Source organism: Bradyrhizobium sp. WSM1743 (genome assembly GCF_000473065.1).
Lineage (GTDB): Bacteria > Pseudomonadota > Alphaproteobacteria > Rhizobiales > Xanthobacteraceae > Bradyrhizobium.
On the sequence record NZ_AXAZ01000040.1, the window covers coordinates 49,366 to 74,387 of the forward strand.

Genomic DNA, 25,022 nt, shown 5'->3' on the forward strand with positions numbered 1-25,022 from the left:
CACGATTCGATCGACGAAGATTCTCTCGTCGCGAGCAGATGGCGTCCGGGAACTCAACCTGGCCGATCTCGCGCTCGTGCTGCATCGGCCGGCGATCGCAGCGAACTTGCGTCACAATTGATCCCTAGAAGGAGTAAACGCCGCAAGGAATTCGACGCCCGATGGAAGCCAGTGAAGCAAGACGTTTCGTCGTCCTCGACTTTTATCGCTTCGTTGCCGCCCTCGGTGTCTTCATCTTTCATCTCAAGATGATCGACCAAGGCATTTCGCCGACCTGGAACGGGTCCTTCGGCCTGTTCGTGGACATGTTCTTCATCCTGTCCGGCTTCGTGATCTCCTATTCCTATCCGTCCGACGCGCGCGGCATGCGCGCCTATTCCCGGTTCATGATCCGGCGCATCGCCCGGATCTATCCGCTGCACCTGCTGAGCCTGCTCATCTTCGTGGTGCTCATCGGCGTCGGTCTGGAGCGCACGGCGCGGTCAACCTCGCTGGATTTCCTGTATAACCTCCTGCTGCTCCAGGCCTGGGGCGTCACCGATCATCTCAGCTTCAACTCGCCGTCATGGTCGATCAGCGCGGAATTCTTCTGCTATCTGATCTTTCCGCTCTTGATGCTGCTTGCGCGCAAGGTCCAGCCAGTCGTGCTCGGCGCAATCGTGGCGGTGCTCTATCTGGTCCTTGCCCACGGCCACTTGCCGATCTGGCAGGAACGGTCGCAAATGTACGGCGCCAATTACGACTACGGCATGCTCCGCGCATTGCCGAGCTTCCTGAACGGCATCCTGCTCGCCATTCTGTTCCGGTTGTCGGGTCCCTACCGGCACAAGCCGGTCGTCTTCGCCGGCATCGGCGTGTTCGGCCTCTCCGTGCTCGTCCTCAACGTCTTCGCCAAGCCGGATTTGGCCATTCTGCTGTTCTCGTGCGCCATCCTGCTCACCGCGGTCGGCGAAAGCGCCTTCAAGGAGTTTCCGGGCGCGCGCCTGCTTGGACGGCTCGGCAACACCTCATACGCGATCTACATGCTGCACGATGCGGTCCTCATTGCCGTGTTCAAGCCGTTATGGACCTGGCTCGGGCTGCGCCCGGATCAGTTCGGCCTGTTCGCCCTGGCATGCTGTGTGGTCCTTACCATCATCGCAGATCGCACCTACGCCTATTTCGAAAATCCCGCGCGGCGCTTCATCAATCGCTGGGCTGACATTGGCGTTGCGTCCTCACGCAAGGCGCAGGCGGTCGCAGCCGAACCCGCCATACGCTTCGACAACACCGAGCGGGCTGTCAACTGACGCCTGTCGAAAGGCGTCGGAGAGCTCAGGCGACCTTGCCGCCGGCATCCGGCATGACCCGCATCGCTCTGTCGTCCAGCAGAGGGGCGACGTTGGCGCGGGACAAGTCCATGACATCAGGCAGCATCCGACGGACCCGCTCGCCGGCGGCTTGGTGCGCGCCGAGGAACTGAAGCAGAAACGCCTCGAAGCTGTCCCCGACGAGGAACTGGGCCGGCGAGAGCAACAGCTGCTCACTGATGCCGAAATGCGCGAACAGGCCCTGGAACTTGTCCTGGTAGGTGATCGCGGCCACGGGCGTGCCCTGCCCGAGCGCCGCAATCGCCAGATGCATGCGGCCGGTGATCACGCCGTCGACCAGCCCGACAACGGCCTTGATCTCGCCCGCCGACAGAACCTGCTCGACGTGATGGACGTGCTCTCCGAGCGCCGGCTCGAGCCGAGCGGCGAGCGGCCGCAGGCAATTGTCGTCGGCGATTCCGGGGCGGTAATCATGCGCCAGCAGCAACCAGCTTGCATTATGCTGTCGTGACAGGCGCGCCATGGCATCCGAAGCAAGCTCTATCATCCGCTCTAGTTTCGCCGGCTCCGGCTTCTTGAACAGCATCGGGTGGATGTTGAAGACGAAAACCTTGCGGCCCTCCTCGCGCTGGCGCGCGATCTTGGCCGCAATCTGCTTCACGGCCGCAGTGTCGGCGCGCGGCGTCAGCATGAACGCTGCGTCGGCGACGAGACGCGCGCGTTTCCGGGCGAAGTCGTCGAAACGCTGGAGGGATATCGCATCGCGCAGATTCAGGACCACGCCCGGATCGAGCAGCCGGAACACCTCGCGCAGCGCCTTCGCGGGACGCGAGTTGAAACTGAAACCGAGCACGCTGATCTTGGCGCCGAACGCCGCCATCAGGTCGGCCACCAGCAGCATGCGTGCAGCATCCACCGGAGAATAGTAGCCGTCGAGCACGTCGGCCCCCAGGATCATCCCGAAATCCGGACGCGTGATCGAGAGCTCCTGCGCGACCGTCTCGTAGGAAAACGGCTGCTTCCAGATCTCGAGCGGCTTGAAGCCCATGGCGCGCACGTCCGCGCTCGCCGCGCTGGTGGCCGTGACGATGTAGATCTCGAGATCGGGATAGACCCGCTTCATCTCGCCTGCGGCGGCCTCGATCATCGCTTCATCGCCGCGTGACTGATGAATGCTCCAGGGGTCCGACGGCAACAGCACGAGCCGGCGCGGATCGTTGCGCGGTGCCGCATTGACGCCCACGTCCTTCCGGGCAATCTGCCACCTGCGCAGCTCGAGGAGATCGACCGCGAAGGGCGTGTTCTTCGCGCTGTTGAGCCAGCCTCGGAGCTGCCTGCGCACGGGCACCGGGATCAATTGCTTCACGTCGTCCTCCTCGTCTTCCTCAGGCGGTCGCACCGCGCTTCACGACGAAATCGATCAGCGAGAACAGCTGCTTCCGCCAGAACAGCAAGATGCTCATTAGATAGGTCGCGCCGAAACATGACGACAGCAGCCCCATCCGCAAATACGGGTTGATGTCCGGCGTTGCCTCGCGGCACAGCACGACCGCGCCGTAGGCCAGCACAATGGCGCAAAGGCAGCCTGCGATGGGACGCAGAAACTGGCTCCAGCTCAGGCCCAGCAGCCGCAGCGCCAGCGCAAACGTCACGGGCGTCACCACGAGCTGTGCGAACGCGAAGATCGTCGCCAGCTGGCCAATGTCGCGCGACGGAAGCAGGAACATTGCGGGCACGACCGAGCAGAATTTCAGGATGTTCAGCCCAAAGACGTAATTCGGCTTGCCCAAGGCGCCGAAATAGGCGCTGTTGACGAATTGCACCGTCTGGATCGCGCCAATGAGCATCAGCGGCCGCATCACCGCTTCGCTGCCGCTCCACTTTGCGCCGAACAGCAGCAGGGAAAACTCCGGCGCGATCGCTGCAAGCAACACGAAGATGGGAGAGCCGACCAGCGCGCCGAGACTGACGCTGCGCAAGTATGCGCCGGCAATGCGGTCGCGCTCGTGTGCGATCTTGGAGAGCGCGCTCAGCGCGACGTCCATGACCGCCTGGGTGAGGAGCTGCATCAGGATGATGTAGACCCGCGCACCGACCGTGTAGATGCCGAGGGCGGCGACGCCATAAAGCGACAGGATGATCATGTCGATGGTGCGAACGATGGCGAAATCCAGCAGCCTGTTCAGCACGACATGGACGCTATAGCCGGAGAGCTCGCGAAAGCTTCCGGAATCGTAGCCGCGCATCGGCAGCCACCGCGGCTGGCTCCAGAGCCACAAGCCGCTGACCGCGCTCTGAACGACCACCTGGATCACGAGGCTGAGCGCGCCGAACCCGGCATAGGCGCAGGCAATTCCCACAAGACCGGAGATGGCCGTCGCCACCATGGTCCTGACCGCGAGCACACGAAAATCCATCTGGCGCTTGTAAAGCGCCTCCTGGAACAGGGTCGCGGTGCCGATCGGGAGCGAGAGGCTCGCGGCCGTCAGCAGCGGTGCGAGCCCTTTAACGTCAAGCCAATGCTCGATGTCCGTCGCCAGGAGAGCAATCAGGACCGCCAGAACCGTCGAAGCTGCAAAGGAGCAGAAGAAGGGCAGCGTGATATCGGCAGGCTCCAGCGTCCGCCGCTGGATCAACGCATCACCGAAGCCGAACTCCGCGATCGAGCTCAAGAGCAACAGAATGAAGGCGACCAGCGCTGCAAGACCGAAATCCGCGGGATTCAGCAGCCGGGCCAGAACCAGAAACAGGACGAACGACAGCGCCCGGCCGCCCCAATTCTGTGCAAGCGACCAGAACAAGGCGACCACGACCTGATGTTGTTTGCCTTGCGTGGCGTTCATCAACAAATCGACCCAATTCCGACAGATCCAACCACAATCGCAGACTAAACGACGTGCACGACGCTGCCGCGACCATCTCCGATCACGGCGGAGCACTGAATGCTCGCTACATTACGACGGAGTGATGGCAATCAGATGAGTGCCGTCACGATTCCGATTTAGAGTGGAAGTGAGTTCAAATCGTGGACTACACTCCCATCAACCTTTGCGAAGTGATGCAAAATGGATGCCTTGATGAATTCGCCCGCTCAGCGTTCTCTCCGTAGCTCCAGGCGCTTGCGTGTGGCCATCTACGCACCGCATTTTGCGGAATACTCCTACCGGCTCGCATCGGGATTGGCGCATCATTGCGACGTCCGCCTCGTGCTCAACCGCAAGGATGCGAACCAGCAATGGGAACTGGCCGATATCGCGGTGGCGGCGCCGTTCGAGACACGGATCCGCGACCTGAGCCTGCGCCGCGGCGGCGCGATCGGTATCCCCGCATCGTTCCTGGACATAATATCGTTTCGTCCGGACGTGATTCACTGTCACGAGGTTCCAGAGATTTACACGTCCAAGCTGATCCAGCTGTTCCGTCCGCTGGGCATTCCGCTGGTGCTGACGGTTCACGATGCGATTCCGCATTCGGAAGGCGGCTCCGGCACCTCGCCACGTGAAGATGCCTGGCGCGGGCGCATGCGCGCAGCCGCGTCGGTCGTCACCACGCATGGCGAGAGCTGTATTGCCGATTTTCGCAGCGCCTCGCCTGACTTCAAGGGCGAAACGATCTCCAGCATGCACGGCGTGCTCATGGTTCCACCAGCCGGACGTGCCGCTACCGCGCCCGAATCCACACGGATCCTGTTTTTTGGACGGATGTGGGCTTACAAGGGCCTCGACGTCTTCATCGATGCAATCGACATATTGGCCCGGCGCGGTGTGGAGCATGAAGCGATCGTCGCCGGCCGCGGCCCCGAGATGACACGGCTCGGCGCGCGGATGGAGGCGATGCCAACGGTCAAGACCATCAACGCCTACATTTCGCCTGCCGACACCGGACGACTGTTTCAATCCGCCACCGTGGTTGCCCTGCCCTATAAGGATGCAACACAGAGCGGCGTGCTTGCATCCGCCTATGGCAATTCGCGGCCCGTCGTCGCCAGCGCCACCGGCGGCATTCCCGACGTCGTGACCGACGGCGTCAACGGGCTGCTGGTCCCTCCCGGCGACGCCACGGCATTGGCCGACGCGCTGGAGCGCGTGCTGACCTCGAGGTCTTTGGCCGCGACATTGACCGAAGGCGCACGGCAGACTGCAGCCGGCCTCCTGAACTGGGACCGCATTGCCGAGCAGCTACTCGGGTCCTATCACAGGCTCGCCGGTCGCACCGTGAGCTGACCGCGACAGGCGGCCTCTCAAACCGATTGCTCGATCTGCGGTCGAAAGAACAGGCTGCGGATTGCACCGTCCAGCAATCGTCTCAGCCTGACCTCGATCAATTCATAGCTGATCGCGCTTGCCACCAACGACATCACCAGCCCGAGCCCGATGAAGGCGGCCCACAGCAGCCAGCGGTCGACGCCGACGGCGACCAGCTTCAGGCCGACCACCTGCAAGGGGAACAGCACGAAGGGATGCACGAGATAGAGGCTGTAGCTGATCTTGCCGACATATTGCAGCGCCGGCGTACTCAGAGCCCTCCCGAAGCCTGATTCCGGGGCAAGCACCATGCCGAACAGCAGAAATCCGGGGATGAGCCCCACGAACGGGTGAAACAGCACCAGGCTCGCATACAGCGCGGCCGCGCAGGCGAGGCCCGCGAGCAGCCCGACGGGTCCGGGAATGGAGATGCGAAATCCGATCGCGCTGAACAGCATGCCGATGCAGAAGAATGCCGTGATCGGCCAATGCATCAGGCAGGCGATGCCCAGCAGGATCAAGGGCGCGGCCAGCAATCTGCCCCCGGTGCGCCACATCGAGAATGTCAGCGCAAACCAGATGTAGAACGCCCACTCATAGGTCAATGTCCAGGCATTCTGCTGGGCAATGGGCAGGCCGAGCGCGTCCTGCACGAAGAACAGATTGGCCGCAAAGATTGCGAGATAGCTGGTCAGATCGACCCCGCGGAAGAACTTGTAGGCCACGATCGGACCGACCGCGAACAACGCAAGGTGCAGGACGACGAATACCGGCATGATGCGCAGGACGCGGTCGAAGAAGAACCGCGACAACGAACCGTGCCGCACCAGGCTCGCCGGGATCAGAAAGCCGCTGATCATGAAGAACAGCTCGACGCCGTGCCCGCCGACATTGATCACCGATTGCAGCCAGGACCAGAGCGGCGGCAGGAAGCCGGGATCTGGAATGTCGTACATGCCTCCCTTCGGCATGTCGTAGAAATGGTCCATCAGCACGCTCAGCGCCGCGATGCCGCGAAGGCCCTGGACCGAAGGAACGAACGATCCATCAAAGGCGGCGCCCGGCTGGTGCGGTGTCTTGATCACTCTGCGGCACCCTGCGTGCTGAGGGCGGGCTCGAGAACGACCGGCTTTCTTCGCGCCGAGCGGAACCTTTGCCCGAAGGAAATGCAGGGCTTCTCGACGAAGGCGTAGGTCATCCAGCTGACCAGGATCGACAACGCCAGGATCACGACCATGAAGATCGACCATCCCAGCGGCCCGTCGCCGAACCAAAAGAGGCGATGGATCGCGACGATCACGAACGGCGACATCAGGTAGACCGAATAGCTGATCACGCCGACGAACGCCATCGGGCGCCACGCCATTCGCTCTCCGAACACGGCAAAGGCGATGAAGACCAGCGCCGCGCCGACATAGGCCGATCCGATCGAATAGCTATAGAAGAAATTCTCGTGGTACACGCCTCCGAAACGCCGGTCGGACAGCGTGACGGCGAAGATCGCATACAAAAGCGTGCAGACGGCCACATGGGTCCATCGCAGCTTGCCGCCGATGACGGTGTCGCGGATGATCTTGCCCAGGAACATGGCCGACAGGTTCAACCCGACCTCCATCACCGAGGAGACTGTCCTGTTCTCGACCAGGAGCGCAGCGGTGGTCCCGACCAGCGCGGCCGCAACGACAATCGTCACTGCTGTGAAACGCTGGTTCAGCAGCCCCATCGCAAAGAGAATCGTGCATCCGACGTAGAACAGCAGCTCGATCGCCAGCGTCCAGTAGAACACCCAGAGGTTCGGGACGTTCACGAAAGTCTGCAACATCGTCACGTTCGCGGCGACCTGCACCAGCGGATAGATCTTCGACTCCAGCAGTTGCATCGTCACGAGCCCGACCAGGAGCGACGTCCAGTAGGCTGGATAGAGCCGGAAGAAGCGGCTGATCGTAAAATCCCGCACGGGCGTGGTGCTGTCCGGGAAGCTGAATGGAATGACGAAGCCGCTCACGAAGAAGAACAACACGACGCCGAACCGGCCAAAGTTCATGTAGTAGCCGAACACGTCATGTATGGGCCAATAATAGGCGCCCGTCGGGTGCTTTTCGACGATCACCTCGAATACATGCTGAACCAGGACCGACAACACGGCAATGCCGCGCAACGTATCGATGAATGCGAGCCGTCTATGCATCGTTCGTTCTCACCTGCCCCCGCTCGCCGCCGGTAGATCCGGGCGGAACTCTTCCAATGGTCGCATCGGTGGCCGCATGACGATTGGCACGACGTCAGTCCCCCGTGAGGAGGTCGCACGCCGAGAGAACACCTCGCTGAAGCTCAATGCGATGATCAGCAGGCCGGATGCCGGGCCGTAGTTCAGCACCGTGATCGTGAACAGGTTGACAACGAAGAGCAGCGTCAGCTTGTACACGTCGGTTGCTCCGAATGTCGCCCGGAACACCATCACCATGAACGCGACGAAGGGGAGACCGAACATCAGATAGGTCCCGATGTAGAAATTGTCGACGGGCACCCAAAAAGCCGCAAGCGGCGAGAACAGCTGCTGCGGATAGTTGAAACAACCCGCACCGCAGCCAGTCACCAGACCGATCGGCATAAGCTGGCTCAGGTAGATGAACGGTTTCTGCCAGCTGTTGTTGATGCGATCGACGATGCTGAAGAGGGTCGAGTGCGGCACGGCGGCGGTGCCCGAGGCGACCACGATCATGAAGAACGGTACGAAGATCGATGCGAAGGACCACTGCGCGATCGACCGGATCGCGGGGAAGCGCGATTTCTCCGGCAGCATCCGCACGAACACCAGCAACAGCAAATAGAGCACGAGGACGATCATGGTCGTCTTGCTCGTGGTCAGTTTGATGGCATAGATCGCGACGGAACCGAACAGGAGGCACCATGTCGTGCTCATGCGAATGGAGGTGATCGCGAACGATACGAGGATGAAGAACGCGGCCATGGTATTGTCGGCCGCAAAGCCCATGAGGCGCTGGTCGTCGCCGCCATAGGCCCACCACAACCGGCCGGCTTCGCGTACGGCGCCGAAGGACTCGTATTTGTACCCCACCCAAGGCATCAGGTAGAATTTCGTCAGGAAAACGCCGATCATGGACAGGTAGAAGGTCACGGCGATGACCGACAGAAGCTTTCGGTATGAGCCCAGGCTCGAATCGCAGAAGCAGAATCCGACGAACACCGGCAGCATCATCTTGAACGATGAGACCGCTGCGTTGACCGTGCCCAGCATGAAGTAGCCGAGCACAAGCGACAGCATGATCTGCACGAACACCAGCAGGGCCAGGGTGCTGCGATTGCGCAGGATGCAATGGACGAAGAACTGGACAAGGCACAGAATCGCAATGGCGTCGGGCACGTACCAGAGCGCGTTGATGTGATAGGTGCTGGTGTAATAGCGGATCACGCCGCCGAAGGCGTCGCGGACCAGATAGGCGCCGAGCGCGATCGCCTCGATGTTGAGACTGATCAGCGTGATTTGCGGCCGGTTCAGCGTGAGGATGGTCATATCCGGCTCAGTTCGTCGGCCGCGCCGATGGCGCCGGAGAAGCCGAGAAATCGGACCGGCTGCCAAGAGCGTTCCGCATCAGCCTGCCGCCAGGGATCTCGACGTAGAGATAGGTGAAGTGCGACACCGCCAGCACGGCGGCCAGCGAGACGACGAGATTCAGCGTGGCCGGCAGGCCCGCCCAGACCGAATCGAGAGCGGCGATCCGCCCGGCCCCGAGCGCGCGCACGAAATACTCGGCCAGCAGCACCACGAGCGCATGCACCATGTAGATCGAGTAGGAGCGGCGCCCGAGCCAGACCAATGGCCCCGCCACCAGCATCCGCGGCACCAGCATCGCATCCGGAAAGGCGAGCAAGCTGCCGAGGAAGATCGCGAACGTCACCGGCGCGAGGAAGGTTGCCGCGGGATTGGTCTCCGCCACGGACACGAGGGCGATGCTGGCGATCATGGCGACAAACTGCACCACGCCCTGGACGGCAGGGCCCGGCCTGGCCGGCAGGCAATCGACGATCCGCACCGTCAGCACACCCAGAAAGAAGCTCACGAAACAGCGCAGGATGCCGAAATCGGTCTGAAGCCCGAGACTTCTCTTGTCGAGCACGAAAATGATGAAGACGAGGCTCCCCACCGCAAGCAGCCCGCAGAGAACGTAGAACCACAACAGGGAACGCATCCGCTGGGCAAACAGGACGATCAGGCCGAACACCAGATACGTGTAGAACTCGACGCTGATGCTCCAGCTCGGCGCATTCCAGCTGAGATAGTCGATGAACCCCATCGAGTGCAGCAGCAGGATGTTGAGCACGAAAGAATAGGCGTTGTTCACCTCGAAGGCTGCCGGCGCGGCGACCACGACGCCCGCCATGACCAGGCTGATGCGCAGCAGACGGAACAACAGATTGGCCATCAGCATGACGATGTGCAGCGGATAGACCCTCGCCAGGCGCCGCACCATGAACTCGCGCAGCGAGAAGCGCCCGAAGTCGCTCTCGACGTAGCTGAGCGACATGACGATCCCGCTGAGAACAAAGAACAAATCGACCAGCAGCCAAGCGCTTCTGAAAAACGAGCAGTTGATCCACGCATTGTGCGGGAACGCCGCGAGGAAAGTCGGCATCAGCAGAAGGTGGTGAATCACCACCGAAGTCGCGGCGATCCCTCGAATGCTGTCGAGCGGCAGGACATGCGCCTTCTCACGATGAACCAACTCCGTCACATCAACATTCCATAGCTATTGCACCGCAGCAGTGTGTATCAGGTCTCGCGCATGTTCAATCTCTGCGACACACGGACTCGCACGCGATGCATGACGACCGACGATACTTTCAATGCTCGCAGATCATTCGGACATGCGAGCGCCAACTTCACGCCACTTTTTGTTTGAGGCGCCGCGTGCTTCGGGCGCAAATTTCATCAGCTGTGATGATTGCGAGTATTTGCGTGGAAAGTGTGCGCGAAATTCGGCGCTGTTGCGATAGAGACCATTCCTAAGACATTGGTCTATCTGCGTATGGATGTCGCAGCGAAAAATCTTTTTGTCGGAGGGAACAATACAAGCGCGCCGTGACTTGTGTCGGTTTTGCGAACTGCAGGCCTGCGAGTGCCTGATATGTTTTCAAGTTGCAACATTCATGAGCGCGACATGCCAATCTCGCAGGCATTGTAAGTCGTGCTTTTACAACCGAAGAAAAAAACCGGGCAACGTTATCGTTGTCGACGATCTGCGCCAGCTTTTGCGCCGCACAAAAAGATGACACAGTTACCTGCCAAGTTTCGTGTGTTCTCCTATTGCAACAGAAGCAAGGAACACGGATGGGCCGCGGACTAACACGTCGTCATGCACAGCCGCGATGGCTATCGACTGTCTTGATAGGTTCTGCGCTGATCGTTTCGAGCGCCGATGCTTGCCGCGCCCAGTGCGTCGAATTCTCGGACCGCGCCTCGCAGCTCGAACTCGACACCTTCGTCAAGTCGCCCTCCTCGCTTCTGGAGCGACTGCGTAATGACAAAGAGAAGCTGAGATATCGGCTCGCGACTCTCATCGCGACCAATCCATCGGTGTTGCCCTCCGTGCAGACGCTCATCTCCGCATCGACTTCGAGCGATCGGTCGGCCATCGGCGCCGCGCTGCGGATTGCCGAAGGGCGGTGCACGTCGACGAAGCCTGACGCGGCGCGCAAGATCAGGGATTTCGCGCAACGGATCGGCGATCTCAACGTGCAAGCAGGCTATTCCGCAGCGGGCGAGGACGACTCCGGCGCCCAGCAGGCCCAATCGCAAGGCAAGGGCCTTGCGCAGCCGCCGCGAGGCGGAGCCCTGCTCGACGGCGAATGGAAGACCAAGCTGGCCAACCCGTTCAAGCCTGTCCCCCTTCCGAATTGATCAGTGATCGTCAAAGGCAGCGAATTAGCAAATGTACCAGCCTAGAGAACATTTCCAGTCGGGACACCGATTCGGCATCGAATTCGGCGGCGCAGTGCTCAGCTTCGAGCGCGTGGCCGACGTGCTACGCCGCCAATGGCCGATCATTGCGGCATGCGCCGGCGCTTCATTGGCGCTGGTGCTCGTCTACCTGATCACGGCGCAACCCATGTACACGGCGAATGCCCGCATCATGATGGACACGCGTCAGGCGCAGGTGCTGGACAAGGACAGCAACACCAGCAGCGCCCTGATCGACACCGGCTATGTCGACAGCCAGGTCGAAATCATCAACTCGGACGACCTGATTTTGTCCGTCGTCCGTCGCCTGAAGCTCACGGAGGATCCGGAGTTCAACGGCTCCAATCCAGGCCTCCTCTCCCTCATCATCGGCAAGGTGAGTTCGCTGTTTGGCTCCGGCGAGCCGGCGTCCCAGGAGCGAATCGAACATGCCGTGGTCGAGCAGGTTCAGAAGAACTTGCGAACGGAGCGCGTGCTGACGACCTATGTCTTGTCGCTGAACTATCGCGCACGAACCCCCGACAAGGCCGCCAAGATCGCCAACGCGATCGCCAATGCCTATCTTGTCGGCGCTCTGGAAGCCAAATACCAGTCCACCAAGCGGGCAACCGAATGGCTTCAGCAGCGCAGCCTCGAGCTGAGCGAGCAGGCATCGGCCAGCGACCGCGCCGTGCAGACCTTCAAGGCCGAGCACAACATCGTCGGAACCAGCCGCGGCCTGATGTCCGAGCAGCAATTGTCGGACCTGAATACGCAGCTGGTGCAGGCGCGCGCTGCGACGGCCGAAGCCAAGGCCCGGCTCGACCGGATCGAAGCGATCTCCGACCAGGATCTCGCGCAACCGACGGTGACGGACGCTCTCAACAACTCGGTCATCACCCGCCTGCGCGCCCAATATCTCGACCTCCAGGCCCAATATGCCGACTGGTCCAGGCGCTATGGCAAGACTCACCTTGCAGCGGTCAATCTGGCCAACAAGATGGACGAGCTGCGCAAGAACATCGCCGATGAGCTGCATCGGATCGGGGACGCCTATCGCAGCGATTATGAGATCGCAAAGAGCCGCGAGGCGTCGCTCGAGAAGAACGTGAAGGAGCTCGTTGCCCAGGCCGGTCACACCGGCCAGGCCGAGGTCAAGCTGCGCGATCTCGAAAGCGCCGCCGACACCTATCGCAATCTCTACAACAACTTCCTCGAGAAGCTGCAAAGCGCGACGCAAAACCAGAGCTTCCCGCTCAGCGAGGCGCGTCTCATCAGCACCGCCACGAATCCGGATCGCAAGAGCTCACCGCGCACGGTCCTGGCGCTGGTGGGCGGCCTGGTGGGCGGCCTCTGTCTCGGCTTCGGTGTCGCATTTGCGCGTGAACTGCTGAGCGACGTGCTCAGGACCCCCGGCGAGGTCGAGGATGAGCTCGGCGTGAAGTGCCTCGGCGTCCTGCCCGATATTCGTCCGTCCACGAAGACCGGCCCATCCGACCTGTCTCGCTACGTCGTCGATCATCCATTCTCGCGGTTTGCCGAGACGTTGCGCAACATCAAGGTGTCGATCGATGTTGCGCGCCTGAACCGCGAGATCAAGGTGATCGGCATCGTCTCTTCCCTGCCCAAGGAAGGAAAAACGACCGTCGCCGCGAATTTCGCACAGTTGATCGCCCTCACCGGGCATCGCACGGTGCTGATCGACGGCGACCTGCACACGCGCTCGCTGACGCGAGAGCTCGCGCCCAACGCCAAGAGCGGACTTGTGGAGGCGCTCAACGACCCCGCGAGCCTCGGCTACCACGTGCAGCGCAGCAAGGAGACGGGACTGGATTTCCTTCCCTCCGTCGTGGCTTCCCGCATGGTGAATTCGGCCGACGTCATTGGATCGAAGGCGATGGCCGAGCTGCTCAAGGTGCTGAGAGAGCACTATGAGTATATCGTGATCGATCTTGCCCCGGTGATGCCGGTGGCGGACTCCAAGGCCGTCAGCCTCCTGATCGATGCCATGGTCTACGTCATCGAATGGGGACAGACGACACGAAGCGCTCTTCAGGAGTCGGTTTCCGGGTCGGAGGTCCTCCAGAAAAAGCTGCTCGGCGCCGTGCTCAACCGCGCCAACCCGAAGATGCTCAAGCGCATCGAGGCCTACAAGGGCAAGCACCACAACAGCTATTACGTCGAGCACGCCTAGGCGGAGGCGCGGCGACGCGCCCAGCCGAACTGGAAGGATCTCGGGCCCGCTGCCATTTGGCTGCGGGCCTTGTTTCATGCTTTGCGGAATTGTCGCTTGAAAGCGATCGAGCGCGGCTTCGCGCACCAGACAGCTCGAGCCCGTCGGACGGTCGGAGATTGTGCAGGCATATCCGGGCTGCTCGGACGTCCGTATTCGTCCGGAATCCACAACTTGCAGCTATTGCTCTAGCCAGAAGCAAGGATTGACGCAGACGGTGCGCCATTGGCAACCATCTGTCGTCAAGACGACACAATCCGGGCTTGATGCCTCAAAATGCCGAAACTTTAGGCATCTTTCCTTCTAGGTTCCCTGAGGCTAATCTCGGCTCATACTCGCAGCTCTTTTCCGGTGAGCTCGGATGCTGATCGTCCTTACAATTTTGACTATTTGGGTTCTGCTCAACATTCTATTCGTGTTGATCGTGGTTCCCCCGCGCAAGCCGGTTCGGCAGCCTATGGCGACGACGCTCTCACCGGCGCCCATCGAGCCAAGCCGGCGCGAGATCGAGCAGGACGAGCCTTTCTCGATCCGCCACGTCATCGTCTCCGTTGCAATGGGGGCCTTCTTCGTGCTCGTGCCGCCGCTGCTTGCCTTGCGCGATGCGATCATGCGGCTCTTCGGCAAGCCGCCGCGCAATCGAACCTGAAGAAGCCCTCGGGTCGAAGGTTCCAGGCAATTGAGAAATTGAGCGACTAATAGGCTTCCTGGAACATCACTGCGGACGCTGTGCGGGCCATGATCTTCAGGTCGAGCCAGATGCTCCAGTTGCTGACGTACCAGACGTCGTACTCGACCCGCTTCTCCATCAGATCGATCGTCGGCGTTTCTCCCCTGAACCCGTTCACCTGGGCCCAGCCCGTCAAGCCCGGCTTCATGTGATGGCGGTAGACGTACTTGCTGATGAGCTCGTCGTAGTAGTTGTCATGGGCGAGCGCGTGCGGGCGCGGTCCAACCAGTGACATGTCCCCACGCAGCACATTCCAGAGCTGCGGCAGCTCGTCAATGCTGGTCATGCGCAGGAAGCGCCCGATCTTGGTGACCCGAGCATCCCTCTTGGTCGCCTGCGTCACTGTCTCGCCATTCTCGGAGACGGTCATCGTGCGAAACTTCCAGATCTCGAACGGCTTGCCGTTGAAGCCACGGCGCGACTGCCGGAATATGACCGTTCCCGGTGAATCCAGCTTGATCAGAACGGCGACGGTCAGCAGCAGCGGCGTCAGCAGCACGAGCGCGAACAGGGCGGCGCCGACGTCGAGACAGCGCTTTTGCAGCCGTTCAAGAATAGTGAGCGGCGGTCGCTGGATTTCAACAGCGACCGTCCCGCTGACGGGCAAAAAGGGACGGGTCACGAGGTCCGCAACCGGGTCGTCCGGCAGCAGGCGAATGGGCTGCGGGACGGCGCGCAAATATGGCCCCAGCTTGCGCAGCATCGGCAATTCATTCCAGTCGATCGCAAGCAGATATTCATCGACATCAGCCGAGCGCGATTGACGGATGACGTCGCGAATCTGTCGCTCCCATTGGCCATCATCCCGGTCGTCTCCGAGCACGAAATGGCGCATGACGTCGAAGCCATTCCGCCGCAGATCCTTGAAGCGGCTCGAGGTGAAGTCGAGCGGCTTCAGGCTGAGCAGGATCACCTTGCGATCGACCAGTCGGCTTCGCGCAAAGCTCGTGCCGAACACGGCCTGCCAGCCGAAGCGGAGACTGATCAAGCCAAGCCCCCCGATCACGGCGAAGACGATGACGGTACCGCGCGAGAGATTGTCGGTCGATTTCAGCAGGAAGGCCGCAACGGCAAGGATCGTGAGCGACGTCAGCCAAATGAACACCGCCATTCGGAGCTGCCATACGAGATTGAGCAGGCGGTGCGTGGAATAGACGTCGCGGAAATAGGCGATCCCGACGAACACCACGCCGACAAACAACCCGGCTCCCACCGATGCGCCGTCGGGAGGCGAAGCGACGGCCACGCCATACAGCGAAGCGCCCGCCGCATAACTCAGCAGGATCAACAGAAAGTCAGCAGCGATGACGACGATCTGAAAGGGCCTCTGAAGAGCGCTGCCGCGCGCGGATGACAGCGCATGGGCGTTTTCAGAACCATAAGTTGCAACAGCCATTCGAACCTCTGCTTATCGAGAGAGTGCCTGACGCTCATCGTGATGCTGAAGACTCGTCAATTCCCCGCGCGGAAAGTGTTGAGTGATCGCAGCGACATTGTGGCGCTGCATGCAAAACTTTTGCGGCGCACGGACGATGCGTCGTGTTGAAATACGCGGCGAAATTCGACGCGCTGAAAACGTCGTCACAGTGCTGACATATGAGCGAACGGACTGCCCTATTTTGAATCAAGTTCCGCAGCCGATGCGTCTCATCGCTCAACTTTGAGGCGCTGCGTTGCTCCCGCCGAAAGCACTTCGAGTCGGCTGCGAGAATTTCTCCGGATTTCTATCTGTGGGTGCGTGCAAAGGATTCCACGAGTCATGCAGCTTTGCCGCACGCTTCGGGGCAGCGATGCAATTCCTGCGGACCGATCTTGTTCCTGCAGTCCGCCACGAAACAAGGTCGGCAAAAAATGCCGCGCCCTTCTTTTGGCGTGATCCGGTCGGAGAACAACCTCGCGGCCCCACCGAATTCACGTTGTTCGTGTTGGATGGACGCTCTCCGGTGCCGGCGACTTGGGGACATTTTTTCGACCACCCGATCGATTGAGCGCCATGAAATCTCTCGCGCGACCACACCCTTTCGTTCCCAAACCGCGATTGCCCGACGGAGTCCGCATCTACGCGATCTCGGACATTCATGGCTGCGCGCATTTGCTCGAGCCCATGCTGCGGGTGATCGACGCCGACGTTGCCCGCAGCCGGCCGCGCTATGCTGTCGAAGTCTTCATGGGCGATTACATCGATCGCGGCCCGGATACGCGCGCCACCCTCGACATCCTGGTCGAGCGGAGCCGCCGGGGAAATGCGGTTTTCCTCAAGGGCAACCACGAGGCCTTTCTGGTGAGGGTGTTCGAAGACCCTTCACTGTTCGAGGACTGGATTGCCTTCGGCGGGACCCAGACATTGATGTCCTACGGGCTTGCCCCGCCGGATCTCAAGCGCGACGAGCCCGCATCGATCCTGCGCGATTTGATTCGCGCCATGCCGACCGAGCATTTGGAATTCCTCGACAATCTGCGGCTGAGCTTCAGTTGCGGAGACTTCTTCTTCGTCCACGCCGGCGTTCGCCCCGGCGTTCCATTGGCCGAGCAGACGGAGCGCGATCTGCTCTGGATTCGCGAGGAATTCCTGCGGAGCGAGGAGCATTTCGGCAAGTATATTGTCCATGGTCATACGCCGGTCCGCAGCGCGGAGTTCATGGCCAACCGCGTCAACATCGACACCGGCGCCTATGCGACCGGCAACCTCACCCTGATGAGCATCCAGGGAAGCCGCATGCTCGCGGTGTGATATGGCGACCCCACCTGCAACCGACGGGTGAAATGGCTTCGCAACAACGATGGAGTGGATTTGGTGCCATCATGCTCTAGTTGAGCAAAGGCGGCTTCTCCAGTCGCGCACGCGTCTCGGCCATCCAGTCGCTCCAGGCTCGCTCGTGCTTGACGTAGAGCTCCACCCATCGTTCGCCATGCTTGGCCTGACGGAGACCAGCCGCCTCCCCAAGCAGGTCGGCGCCCGGGCGAGTGTCTGGCCTGTCCAGCGCTTCGAACTCGATCGTTTCCGAGATCGTCAGACCAACGAGCACGCGCTGTCCGGCGCCGTCCACGATATAGCGTCGCGGCGCATCCTTCTTGGGCTCACTCATTTCATCATGTCCCATCGTTTCAGTGTGAAGCTGGATGCCGCCAACGAGTGGGACGATGCCTAGAAGGCTCGTCGGGCGTGGCCGAACGTCGAGGTGGGAGCGGACTGAGACGTCCGGCGTGAGAGGCCGCAGGATGAGTTCACGGTTCTTCGCTGGACGCGCCAGGCGCGCAGCGCGTATCCCAGAATGAGGCCAGCACCAAAAATGGAAGCGGAGACAAACGCAGAAGTCATGGGAGTCGTCCTGGATCGTACGCCTCCTATCAAGAGCGAGCAGTGTGTCGACATCATGGTTCTCAAGGACTCCTCGACGCCGAAAGATTGTTCAAGGTTGATCCCTTCCGCGCATGCAGCGCGCATGCCAGATCTGCCGACCTCCGCCGCATCTCGTCTCGGCCGGCGGTGATCACCGAACACTCTATATGGCGATCGCTCGATACGACCGCTTTATATAAGAGAGACGTGCTCGCAGCCTGATACGTAGAGGGCCCATCGCGGGCGAGCACGCGCGCGTCGGCGAGACCGAGCACCTCCGCGACGGAATTTCGCGTCAACAGGTCAGCAGGTGCCCTTGCAACCATCCGGGACCCGTCGCATTATTTCGCATCACATTCTTAGAGGGATTCAATCCAATGAACTTCCGCGCCCTTATTCCATCCATTGCCCTGTCTGCTCTCGGCCTCGCTTTGACGGCATCCATGGCGCCGGCCGCCGAGCTCGCCGTTGCCCCGGCACATCATCGGGCGGCCGCCGTCCAAGGCGGACTTGTGCTGTGGGATGATGTTTATCCGCCCGCGATCTATGGCCCCCAGCTGCGCCCGGTCGAGGAAGTCGCAGCCATGAAGGCCCAGGCACGGCCGGTGTCCCAGCGCTGGTGGGGATATTGGTACGTCCGGTAAGGCGCCGGAGCGACTGGCTAACCGCAACCCAACGTCCTCGATCATCAACCGCCGCGCCGAGCAAACGGTCGCGGCGGTTTTTGTTTGACTCGCTCTTCGTGTTTTGGGAGGAGCGGCCCGAACAAGCGTGGCCGACGGCGATAACAAGGAAAACTCGCCCCCCGCTGGGACTTGAAGGGCTTAGCATGCCAGCGGCGGGACCGGACCTACCAGGCTGGACGCCGTCGCTATCGGAAAGTTTCGCGGCTTGGCTTCATCCCGCATCCAGCCTACCATTGGCTAGTTTTAAGGCGAAACCGCATCGGCCAGCGACCTTCATGAGCGATGGGGCTTATCGCGGCCGCGATGTCGTTTGGCCGATCCACTTGCTTTGTATGGGCCGCGGCACTTGCGATGCGCCTTCAAAACCTCAGCTTTGATGATTGGCTGGAGCACGCATTTGGACGCGAGGTTCGCTTTCAGCAAGCACCTTGGTACTTCGATCCCGAGCATGATTGGTGGGATCCGCCGGCGGTAGAAGCCGTGTCTTATCTCACACGACTGTTTGAAGACCCGGAGCCAGCGTTACGGGGATTTGCTGACAGCCAAATCGCGCAGGGCCTAACCTACCTTGTGAATACCAATGCCGGCGGCGATAGCGGGTGGCTTTGTTCAACTGATGTTCCGGTCGAAGACCGGGTTCGCTGCATCACTTCTGTCGCGGCTCTGTTTGCGAAATTGTTTGAGCCTCGTTGCGACCCTAGCCTGTCCCACCTGAGCGAAGCCGCTAGCAAAGCACTAAACAGTGTTTGCTATATGTGGTGGGATGCGTTTCCGAGCTTGGCTCTTCCTGACGACCCCGACCTGCCAACGCTCCACGATTGCGCGCTGCAAACCATGGACCGCATCCTTCAGCTTAAATCGATCGCCTGTCAGGAAAGCGCTCTACACGGACTTGGACACTGGCACCGAGACTACAGCGAGAAAGTCACCCAAATCATAGACCGCTTCTGCGAGGCGCATTCCAGGGCCGACCCGCGCCTTTCGGCCTATGCCCGATCGGCTCGGTGCGGATGCGTCCTGTGATCCGCGGCAGTGGCGCCATGGTTGCGTCCCGTCCCGCATTGAGCGCATCATCGAGACCTCGTGTTGAGGATCATCAGGGAGTCGGCGGCGCCCGAACAGGGAACGGCCGTGAGCGTCCGAACGTCGGAAGTGTCTATTGTCGCGCACTTACTCGAGGTTCGCCCTCAATGCCTCAGTTGCAGATCACCGGATCGGCGTGTTCGATGCAGCGGAGCTGGCCCTGGTGGTCTTTCACTCACTGGAGAAGCCAAGCGGATACAGATGAGCAGATGCGCTGGCCTTCTTCCCGGCGCGATCGCGACCGCGGCACTCAATTGGTCTGCCGCTTTTGGAGCGAAGCCTGGTCGATTAGGAAATCGTCCAGCTTGCGCCCCCCTCGCAGTTGCGGCCGCAGCCACCGGGGCAGCCTACCGCGACCGGACCATGTCTCCGCCGGGTTCTTCGGATTGCGATATTTGGGACGCACGGGCGGATAGGGGCGGCGCTTGCGATCAAACCGTGTGGCCTCGTCGGCCAGTCCAATCTTGTGGAGCCGTTCCTCCAGCCGTGCTTTCCGCGCCAAAATTCTCTGAATGAGGCTGGCGGCCACCTGTTGGTGAAGTATGCAGAGCTCGTCAAGCGAGAGCGAATTGAAATGCGCGGTATTCATGGCTTGATCCGAATTCCCGAGAGAAGACGCAGGCAGACAAATCGGGAAATGACGGCGCAGACAAGCCGTCAGTTAAGTCCAAGCCGTATAATCCACATTTAAATGCGGGAGATTGCAGGGAGAGGGGCCTGACGGCGGTAATATCATGCGGAGCATTTAATTTGCTGTGAGGGGTAAGGCTCGCTGAGGCCCGCACAGCGGGATCGCGAGATCCAGAAACTTACCGCCGGCCAGTTGCGCGTTCGCATCGCCAGTTGCCAGCGCCGACAGGAGCGCAAATGTGATCGCAGCGGCGGCGATCAAACGGGTGGCTGCGTCGCGGACCGCGGGCGAGAGCGATGTCCGGCGCGTGCAGCAACCCAGGCGTGCCGGACGAGTTTATTAATTCGGTTGCCAGGACCACAATTAATTCATTGCGCTGCCAGATTTAAGTCGCATGGGAGCCCATGTCGCCGCGAAGGCTCGTGCCGGGTGGGGCGCATCACCGGGAGTGTTCGATGTCCGGTCATTTGCGATGTTATTTCGCCAGTTTGCTCCTGGCTGGAGGTCCTGCGGCCACACCTGCGTTCGCCAATCCATTCACCGACCTGTTCAATGTTGCTCCGCGCGAGCCCGCTGCACCCCCTTCGGCGCAGCCGGAATGCTTGCCGCGGCCCGGCAATTCGCCGGGCCCAGGCCAGCGCTGGGTGTATCGGCGGGACGGTCACCGCAAATGCTGGTTCTTGGCCGAGGGGATTGCACCGGTGCGAAAGCCGGTTCATGGCCGTGTGGCCAACCGCGCCGTGCGTCCCGACGAGAACGCGGCCGCGCGGCAAAGCCGGAGCCCGGTGATCGATGCGCGCGCGGAATTGCTCGGCGCTTCGCCGGCCGAGGAGGCTTCGCCGAGGCCGCCGGCACGCGAAGTCAAGGTGACTGATGCGGCTCCTGTCGTCGATGCGGGCACGCCGATCCTGATGCCGGCGGCACCCGTCTCGGATCCTCCTATCGACCGACTCACGCCCGAGCATTCCACGGCGCCCCAAGTTGACGTGGAGAAGCTTTCCGCTGCCGCGCGAGCCGATCCAGCTACGCCGATGGGCGCACGCGAAGATCAGGCGCCCGACGAGGCGCGCAGCCGGACGGTAACCTGGCTAGGTGTGCTGCTGATGACACTGGGGGGCTTCTCGCTCCTAAGCTCGAGTCGCGCGATTCGGCAGGCAGTGAGATTGCGCCACTGAAGCGCGCTACACGGCTTACCTGACGCGCTCACCGCGAAGTCGATGCGTTCACGCGGCTATAGCTGAATTGCCACACGTACAAAGGTTCCGCGCACCGCCACAGAGTTTCTCCCTGACTTGGACGGACATTCGATTACGATGACGGTCCCCCTTTTGGGATGGGACTACCATCATGCGGTACAAAGTGTTCGTGGTGGACAGCAGCCGCCGAGTGATCTGCGCCGCAAAGCTCGACTGCATCGACGAGCAGGCGGCAAGGCAACGAGCCGGGCAAATGTCTGGCGAGCACGACGTGGAGCTTTGGGAAGGTGACCGGCTCGTTGCGGTATTTCAAGGTGCGACGCCGAACGGAAATCGGTGCGAGCGCCCTGCTCTGAAGAGACGGCCGGTCTCGCCGCCGCGTTAGTTCACGGCACTCACTCTGCTGCCGGGTTTGGCACACCGTCTCCTGCCGATGGTTCTTGCTTCTACACGCCGGAGCCTACCTCGAAGCTTTCTCCACTTCTCTAAGCTCCGCCACAAGCGCCTGGCGCCGTTCACTCAGAACGGCACAGCTGTAAATCTGACGCAGACTGGACATGACCGCCTCGAACCATGACTTGAACTAAGAGGTCGATGAAAAGAGAAGCAACGAAGAATCGCTCACTCCAAGCTCACTGAGCCAAAGCCGCAGCCGCGAGATGCTCCCAGTACTCTGCCTCAGCGAGCAGTTTCCAGCTTCTCTCAGGTTGGCGCGCGGCAGTCTGCCGGCAAAGCAACGCCATGGCGCGAAAACGGCGGGCAGCTTCCATTCCAACCTCCCCTTTTTTTCCAAGCATACTTTTTTTAACTTATGCTGGAGTCATCAGCATTATCAATCATAATCGAGTTTATCATTTTAACAGCAACCGTTTGGGCTGCTGGCGACGAGCTGACCGGACTGGTTTCGATGTGAGCTTCACATCAGTTTCGAATCCGGCTGCTTGCCGGGGTGTTGCGCGTTCGAGCGCGTCTGCGCCCGTGTCGCGGACCTGTGAAGTGGCACCGCGATCACGCGAGCGCCTGGGCAAGCATCGCAATGTCCGGCTCCGAGCCGGCTGGACCCGTGGGCCTCGGCTCCAATTCGTCCGTTGCTGAGCACCGAACCAGATGGGCGATCAGCCCGGCGCAAATGCTGGGCTTGTTCGTCGGCGGCGCCTGGAGGCTTGGCAAGAGCCGACCGCGCAAAGGCAAGCCGGCTGATGTCGTGGACCGAGCACATCTCGCCGGCGAGCACGACGTTGTCGGCTTGCACGATCTTGCAAGATCATGTGCCGGCGCTCGTCCGAGCAGCGACCGCAACATCAGATAAAGCCCCGTATGAATCCGGGTGCTTCCCGCCCGAAGCGACGCAAGCGCCTCTTTGCTGCTGATTTTCATGCATTAATCATTAAATCCAGGAGATGAATAATTAAATGGACCATCGCATTATTTTAATCTAGCTTTAATTTAATCCCGGGCCAAACGTCGTGATCGCTCCTGACCACGCACGGCGCTCGGGAGCCGAAGAATGCTGCAGATCAATATTGTCAACGTGGGCGGACGAGGACCGCACACGAATGGGCAGGGGGATACAGCTCTAAATCTTTTCGCGTAACTGGGCAGCAGGTTGGCCAGAGCGGCGCTAACGAGCGGACATGTCATTCGTCCGAGCGAACGCCCGCGGTTTGCGTGAATTGATTTGGCGGCGACACGCTCTGCTCTGCATTGGCAGACGAGGGCCCGCGAATGAGAATGAGGCGCGCGCGTTTTGTGTGGGAGTCCGAGACCATCTTCGGCCGGACTCAGGTTAGAGCCGATTTTCAGGCGATTTCGAGTTCTTCTCTGTCAGCATGTGATCCTTCGATCGCGCTCGGTGTGCGGTGCGCGAACGATCCCGTCGCGCACGGTCCGGCGCGCAAGGCCTGTCTCTCGTTCCTGTCAGGCCGCGACCTGCTGTTGCGAGCTCGGAGCAACGCTCGCTCCAGACCAGCTTGAGCTCGTCGCATGCCTTCTTTGCATGTTTTCGCAGCCCTCAGCATGACGACAGTCTTGCTCGGCAGCACAGCATTTTTCTTCAACGGTGTAGGCAAGGCAGCGGCCGACCATCACCGCGCAATTGTGCAATTCCAGGTCCGTGAACGCGGACGGCATATCACCCAGAGGATTTAGCGATGGCGACACAGACGACGGGCGGCGGTAGCACGGTTTCGTTCGGAACTACTCCGCAAGCCAACACCGATATTTATTCGTTTACCGAAGACGCCAGCAACATTTTGATCTTGAACGTGCTGGCAAATGATCTTGGCGGCGCGGCCAAGACGCTGTTCTCATTGGACGACGGAACGAGCACCTCCGCGTCCACCAAGAGCTACGCACCTGCGGATTTGCTGGTCAAGGATGTGGCGTACAGCAGTGACGCAGCTGGTGCGGCTGGAACGAGCGATCATAGTGCGCTGGGGGCGAGGATCTGGATCGAATCGGACGGCACGGTCCACTACGACAAGGGCGACATCAACGCCCAGCTGCAGGCGCTCGCAGTCGGGGAAACGCTAACCGATACCTTCACCTACGCGATCCAGCTGGGCAACGGCACGCTCAGCTGGGCGACGGTGACGCTGCAGTTCAACGGTCTAAACGATACGCCCACGATCGTGGTGAACTCGACCACGGCAAATGGCTCGTTCATCGAGGCGGCGAATACGGCGGGCTCTACGACTCCGGATTCAGCGACCGGAACCATCACCTTTGCCGACGCTGATCTCCACGATACGCACTCGGTCTCAAACAGCGGTCCAAGTTTCTCCTGGTCGGCTGGTTCGCTTACATCAGCGCAAGTTTCCGCACTTGCGGCGGCGAGCAGCCTCAATCTTGTGACGACCGACAGCACGAACAGCGGCACTGGAACGGTCAAATGGACCTATAGCGCCGCGGACGAGACCTTCGACTTCTTGGCTTTAGGTCAGACGCTCACGGTCACCTACACCGTCGCCATTGACGATGGCCATGGCGGCACCGTGAGCCAGCCAGTCACCGTCACGGTCACCGGTACCAATGATCAGCCGATCATCGTCGCCGGCTCGACGACCGCGAGTGGCACGTTCAGCGAGACTGCGAACACCACCGGCTCGAGCGCGGCGCATACCGCATCGGGTTCCATTGGTTTCGCCGATGTGGATATCTCCGATACCCACACCAGCAGCGTCACTGGAGTTACCACCGGCGGGACCACCTCTGGGCTTCCCCCGACCAGCACATTGCTGAGCTGGTTCAGCCTCGGGGCCCAGACCGACTCTATCAATGGTGCGACCGGCACGCAGGCCTGGAGCTTCTCGGCCCAGGACAAGGGCTTCGATTATCTCGCCGCGGGCGAGAGCGTGACGCTGATCTATAGCGTGCAAATAAGCGATGGTCATGGCGGGACAGTGACCCAGCCGGTGACGATCACGGTAACCGGCACCAACGACGCCGCGATCCTGTCGGCCGACACCCGCAACCTGACCGAGACCAACTCGGCGACGGACATCTCGACCTCCGGCACGCTGACCATCAGCGATGTCGACAGCCCGGCGACCTTCGTGGCGCAGGCCGGCACCGCCGGCAGCTACGGCACGTTTGCGATCGGCACCGACGG

General features: G+C 61.0%; 21 protein-coding genes. 11 read left to right on the forward strand and 10 right to left on the reverse strand.

The annotated features are described in order from the left end of the window. Window positions 1-161 precede the first annotated feature (161 nt). Window positions 162-1,289, forward strand: a complete 1,128-nt coding sequence (locus YU9_RS0122830; RefSeq protein ID WP_027574874.1) for an acyltransferase — start codon at window positions 162-164, stop codon at window positions 1,287-1,289. 25 nt (window positions 1,290-1,314) lie between these two features. Here YU9_RS0122830 and YU9_RS0122835 read toward each other — a convergent pair whose 3' ends face one another. Together YU9_RS0122835 and YU9_RS0122840 are read right to left on the reverse strand one after the other, a co-directional pair. Further along, window positions 1,315-2,676 carry a polysaccharide pyruvyl transferase family protein gene (locus tag YU9_RS0122835; protein WP_245266490.1) on the reverse strand — a complete coding sequence of 454 codons (1,362 nt, stop codon included), beginning with the start codon at window positions 2,674-2,676 and terminating at the stop codon, window positions 1,315-1,317. Between the two features lie 19 nt (window positions 2,677-2,695). Beyond that, complete coding sequence (locus YU9_RS0122840) at window positions 2,696-4,153, reverse strand: lipopolysaccharide biosynthesis protein (protein ID WP_027574876.1); 1,458 nt, start codon at window positions 4,151-4,153, stop codon at window positions 2,696-2,698. Window positions 4,154-4,435: 282 nt separating this feature from the next. Here YU9_RS0122840 and YU9_RS0122845 point away from each other — a divergent pair, with 282 nt between their 5' ends. Then, window positions 4,436-5,533 (forward strand): glycosyltransferase family 4 protein, encoded by a 1,098-nt coding sequence (locus YU9_RS0122845; RefSeq protein WP_245266492.1) that lies wholly within the window; start codon window positions 4,436-4,438, stop codon window positions 5,531-5,533. Between the two features lie 17 nt (window positions 5,534-5,550). Here the strand turns inward: YU9_RS0122845 and YU9_RS0122850 are convergent, their stop codons facing one another. Genes YU9_RS0122850 through YU9_RS0122865 form a run of 4 tightly spaced genes read right to left on the reverse strand, consistent with a single transcriptional unit; the run spans window position 5,551 to window position 10,308 of the window. Continuing rightward, complete coding sequence (locus YU9_RS0122850) at window positions 5,551-6,639, reverse strand: acyltransferase (protein ID WP_027574878.1); 1,089 nt, start codon at window positions 6,637-6,639, stop codon at window positions 5,551-5,553. Continuing rightward, window positions 6,636-7,742: an acyltransferase gene (locus YU9_RS0122855; protein WP_027574879.1), complete on the reverse strand. Its 1,107-nt coding sequence runs from the start codon at window positions 7,740-7,742 to the stop codon at window positions 6,636-6,638. Before YU9_RS0122855 ends, YU9_RS0122850 begins: the two co-directional genes overlap by 4 nt. Before the next feature lie 9 nt (window positions 7,743-7,751). Further along, window positions 7,752-9,089, reverse strand: coding sequence for a hypothetical protein (locus tag YU9_RS0122860; protein ID WP_027574880.1), 1,338 nt, complete (start codon window positions 9,087-9,089; stop codon window positions 7,752-7,754). Window positions 9,090-9,096: 7 nt separating this feature from the next. Next, complete coding sequence (locus tag YU9_RS0122865) at window positions 9,097-10,308, reverse strand: acyltransferase (RefSeq protein WP_245266493.1); 1,212 nt, start codon at window positions 10,306-10,308, stop codon at window positions 9,097-9,099. A 494-nt stretch (window positions 10,309-10,802) separates the two neighbouring features. Between YU9_RS0122865 and YU9_RS0122870 the strand changes: the two genes are divergently transcribed. From YU9_RS0122870 to YU9_RS0122880, 3 genes are all read left to right on the forward strand, one after another. Beyond that, entirely contained in the window at window positions 10,803-11,474 is a 672-nt protein-coding gene (locus YU9_RS0122870) for a hypothetical protein (RefSeq protein WP_245266495.1), read from the forward strand. A 31-nt stretch (window positions 11,475-11,505) separates the two neighbouring features. Continuing rightward, complete coding sequence (locus YU9_RS0122875) at window positions 11,506-13,707, forward strand: Wzz/FepE/Etk N-terminal domain-containing protein (RefSeq protein WP_027574883.1); 2,202 nt, start codon at window positions 11,506-11,508, stop codon at window positions 13,705-13,707. 496 nt (window positions 13,708-14,203) lie between these two features. Next, on the forward strand, window positions 14,204-14,395 hold the full coding sequence (locus YU9_RS0122880; RefSeq protein ID WP_245266496.1) for a hypothetical protein: 192 nt from the start codon (window positions 14,204-14,206) through the stop codon (window positions 14,393-14,395). A gap of 46 nt (window positions 14,396-14,441) precedes the next feature. On the opposite strand, the gene YU9_RS0122885 is transcribed toward YU9_RS0122880, so the two are convergent. Next, entirely contained in the window at window positions 14,442-15,872 is a 1,431-nt protein-coding gene (locus YU9_RS0122885) for an undecaprenyl-phosphate glucose phosphotransferase (RefSeq protein ID WP_027574885.1), read from the reverse strand. A gap of 597 nt (window positions 15,873-16,469) precedes the next feature. Here YU9_RS0122885 and YU9_RS0122890 point away from each other — a divergent pair. Beyond that, window positions 16,470-17,207 (forward strand): metallophosphoesterase family protein, encoded by a 738-nt coding sequence (locus YU9_RS0122890; protein WP_027574886.1) that lies wholly within the window; start codon window positions 16,470-16,472, stop codon window positions 17,205-17,207. 76 nt (window positions 17,208-17,283) lie between these two features. Here YU9_RS0122890 and YU9_RS0122895 read toward each other — a convergent pair whose 3' ends face one another. Next, on the reverse strand, window positions 17,284-17,562 hold the full coding sequence (locus YU9_RS0122895; RefSeq protein WP_036017894.1) for a hypothetical protein: 279 nt from the start codon (window positions 17,560-17,562) through the stop codon (window positions 17,284-17,286). A 631-nt stretch (window positions 17,563-18,193) separates the two neighbouring features. Between YU9_RS0122895 and YU9_RS0122900 the strand changes: the two genes are divergently transcribed. After that, the gene (locus YU9_RS0122900) at window positions 18,194-18,460 is read left to right on the forward strand and encodes a hypothetical protein (RefSeq protein WP_027574888.1); all 267 of its coding nucleotides are present in this window, start codon (window positions 18,194-18,196) and stop codon (window positions 18,458-18,460) included. 393 nt (window positions 18,461-18,853) lie between these two features. Beyond that, window positions 18,854-19,525 (forward strand): hypothetical protein, encoded by a 672-nt coding sequence (locus YU9_RS0122905; RefSeq protein ID WP_027574889.1) that lies wholly within the window; start codon window positions 18,854-18,856, stop codon window positions 19,523-19,525. Between the two features lie 310 nt (window positions 19,526-19,835). On the opposite strand, the gene YU9_RS0122910 is transcribed toward YU9_RS0122905, so the two are convergent. Further along, window positions 19,836-20,174, reverse strand: a complete 339-nt coding sequence (locus tag YU9_RS0122910) for an H-NS family nucleoid-associated regulatory protein (RefSeq protein WP_027574890.1) — start codon at window positions 20,172-20,174, stop codon at window positions 19,836-19,838. A gap of 722 nt (window positions 20,175-20,896) precedes the next feature. Here YU9_RS0122910 and YU9_RS0122920 point away from each other — a divergent pair. Then, complete coding sequence (locus YU9_RS0122920; RefSeq protein ID WP_245266497.1) at window positions 20,897-21,391, forward strand: hypothetical protein; 495 nt, start codon at window positions 20,897-20,899, stop codon at window positions 21,389-21,391. Between the two features lie 172 nt (window positions 21,392-21,563). Then, a complete protein-coding gene (locus tag YU9_RS46090; RefSeq protein WP_027574892.1) occupies window positions 21,564-21,797 on the forward strand; it encodes a hypothetical protein in 234 nt (77 codons plus the stop codon). 247 nt (window positions 21,798-22,044) lie between these two features. Here YU9_RS46090 and YU9_RS49155 read toward each other — a convergent pair whose 3' ends face one another. Further along, window positions 22,045-22,182, reverse strand: coding sequence for a hypothetical protein (locus tag YU9_RS49155; RefSeq protein WP_198028286.1), 138 nt, complete (start codon window positions 22,180-22,182; stop codon window positions 22,045-22,047). Between the two features lie 1,380 nt (window positions 22,183-23,562). On the opposite strand from YU9_RS49155, the gene YU9_RS0122935 reads away from it, so the two are divergent. Continuing rightward, a partial coding sequence (locus YU9_RS0122935) for a VCBS domain-containing protein (protein WP_027574894.1) occupies window positions 23,563-25,022 on the forward strand: 1,460 nt, incomplete at its 3' end.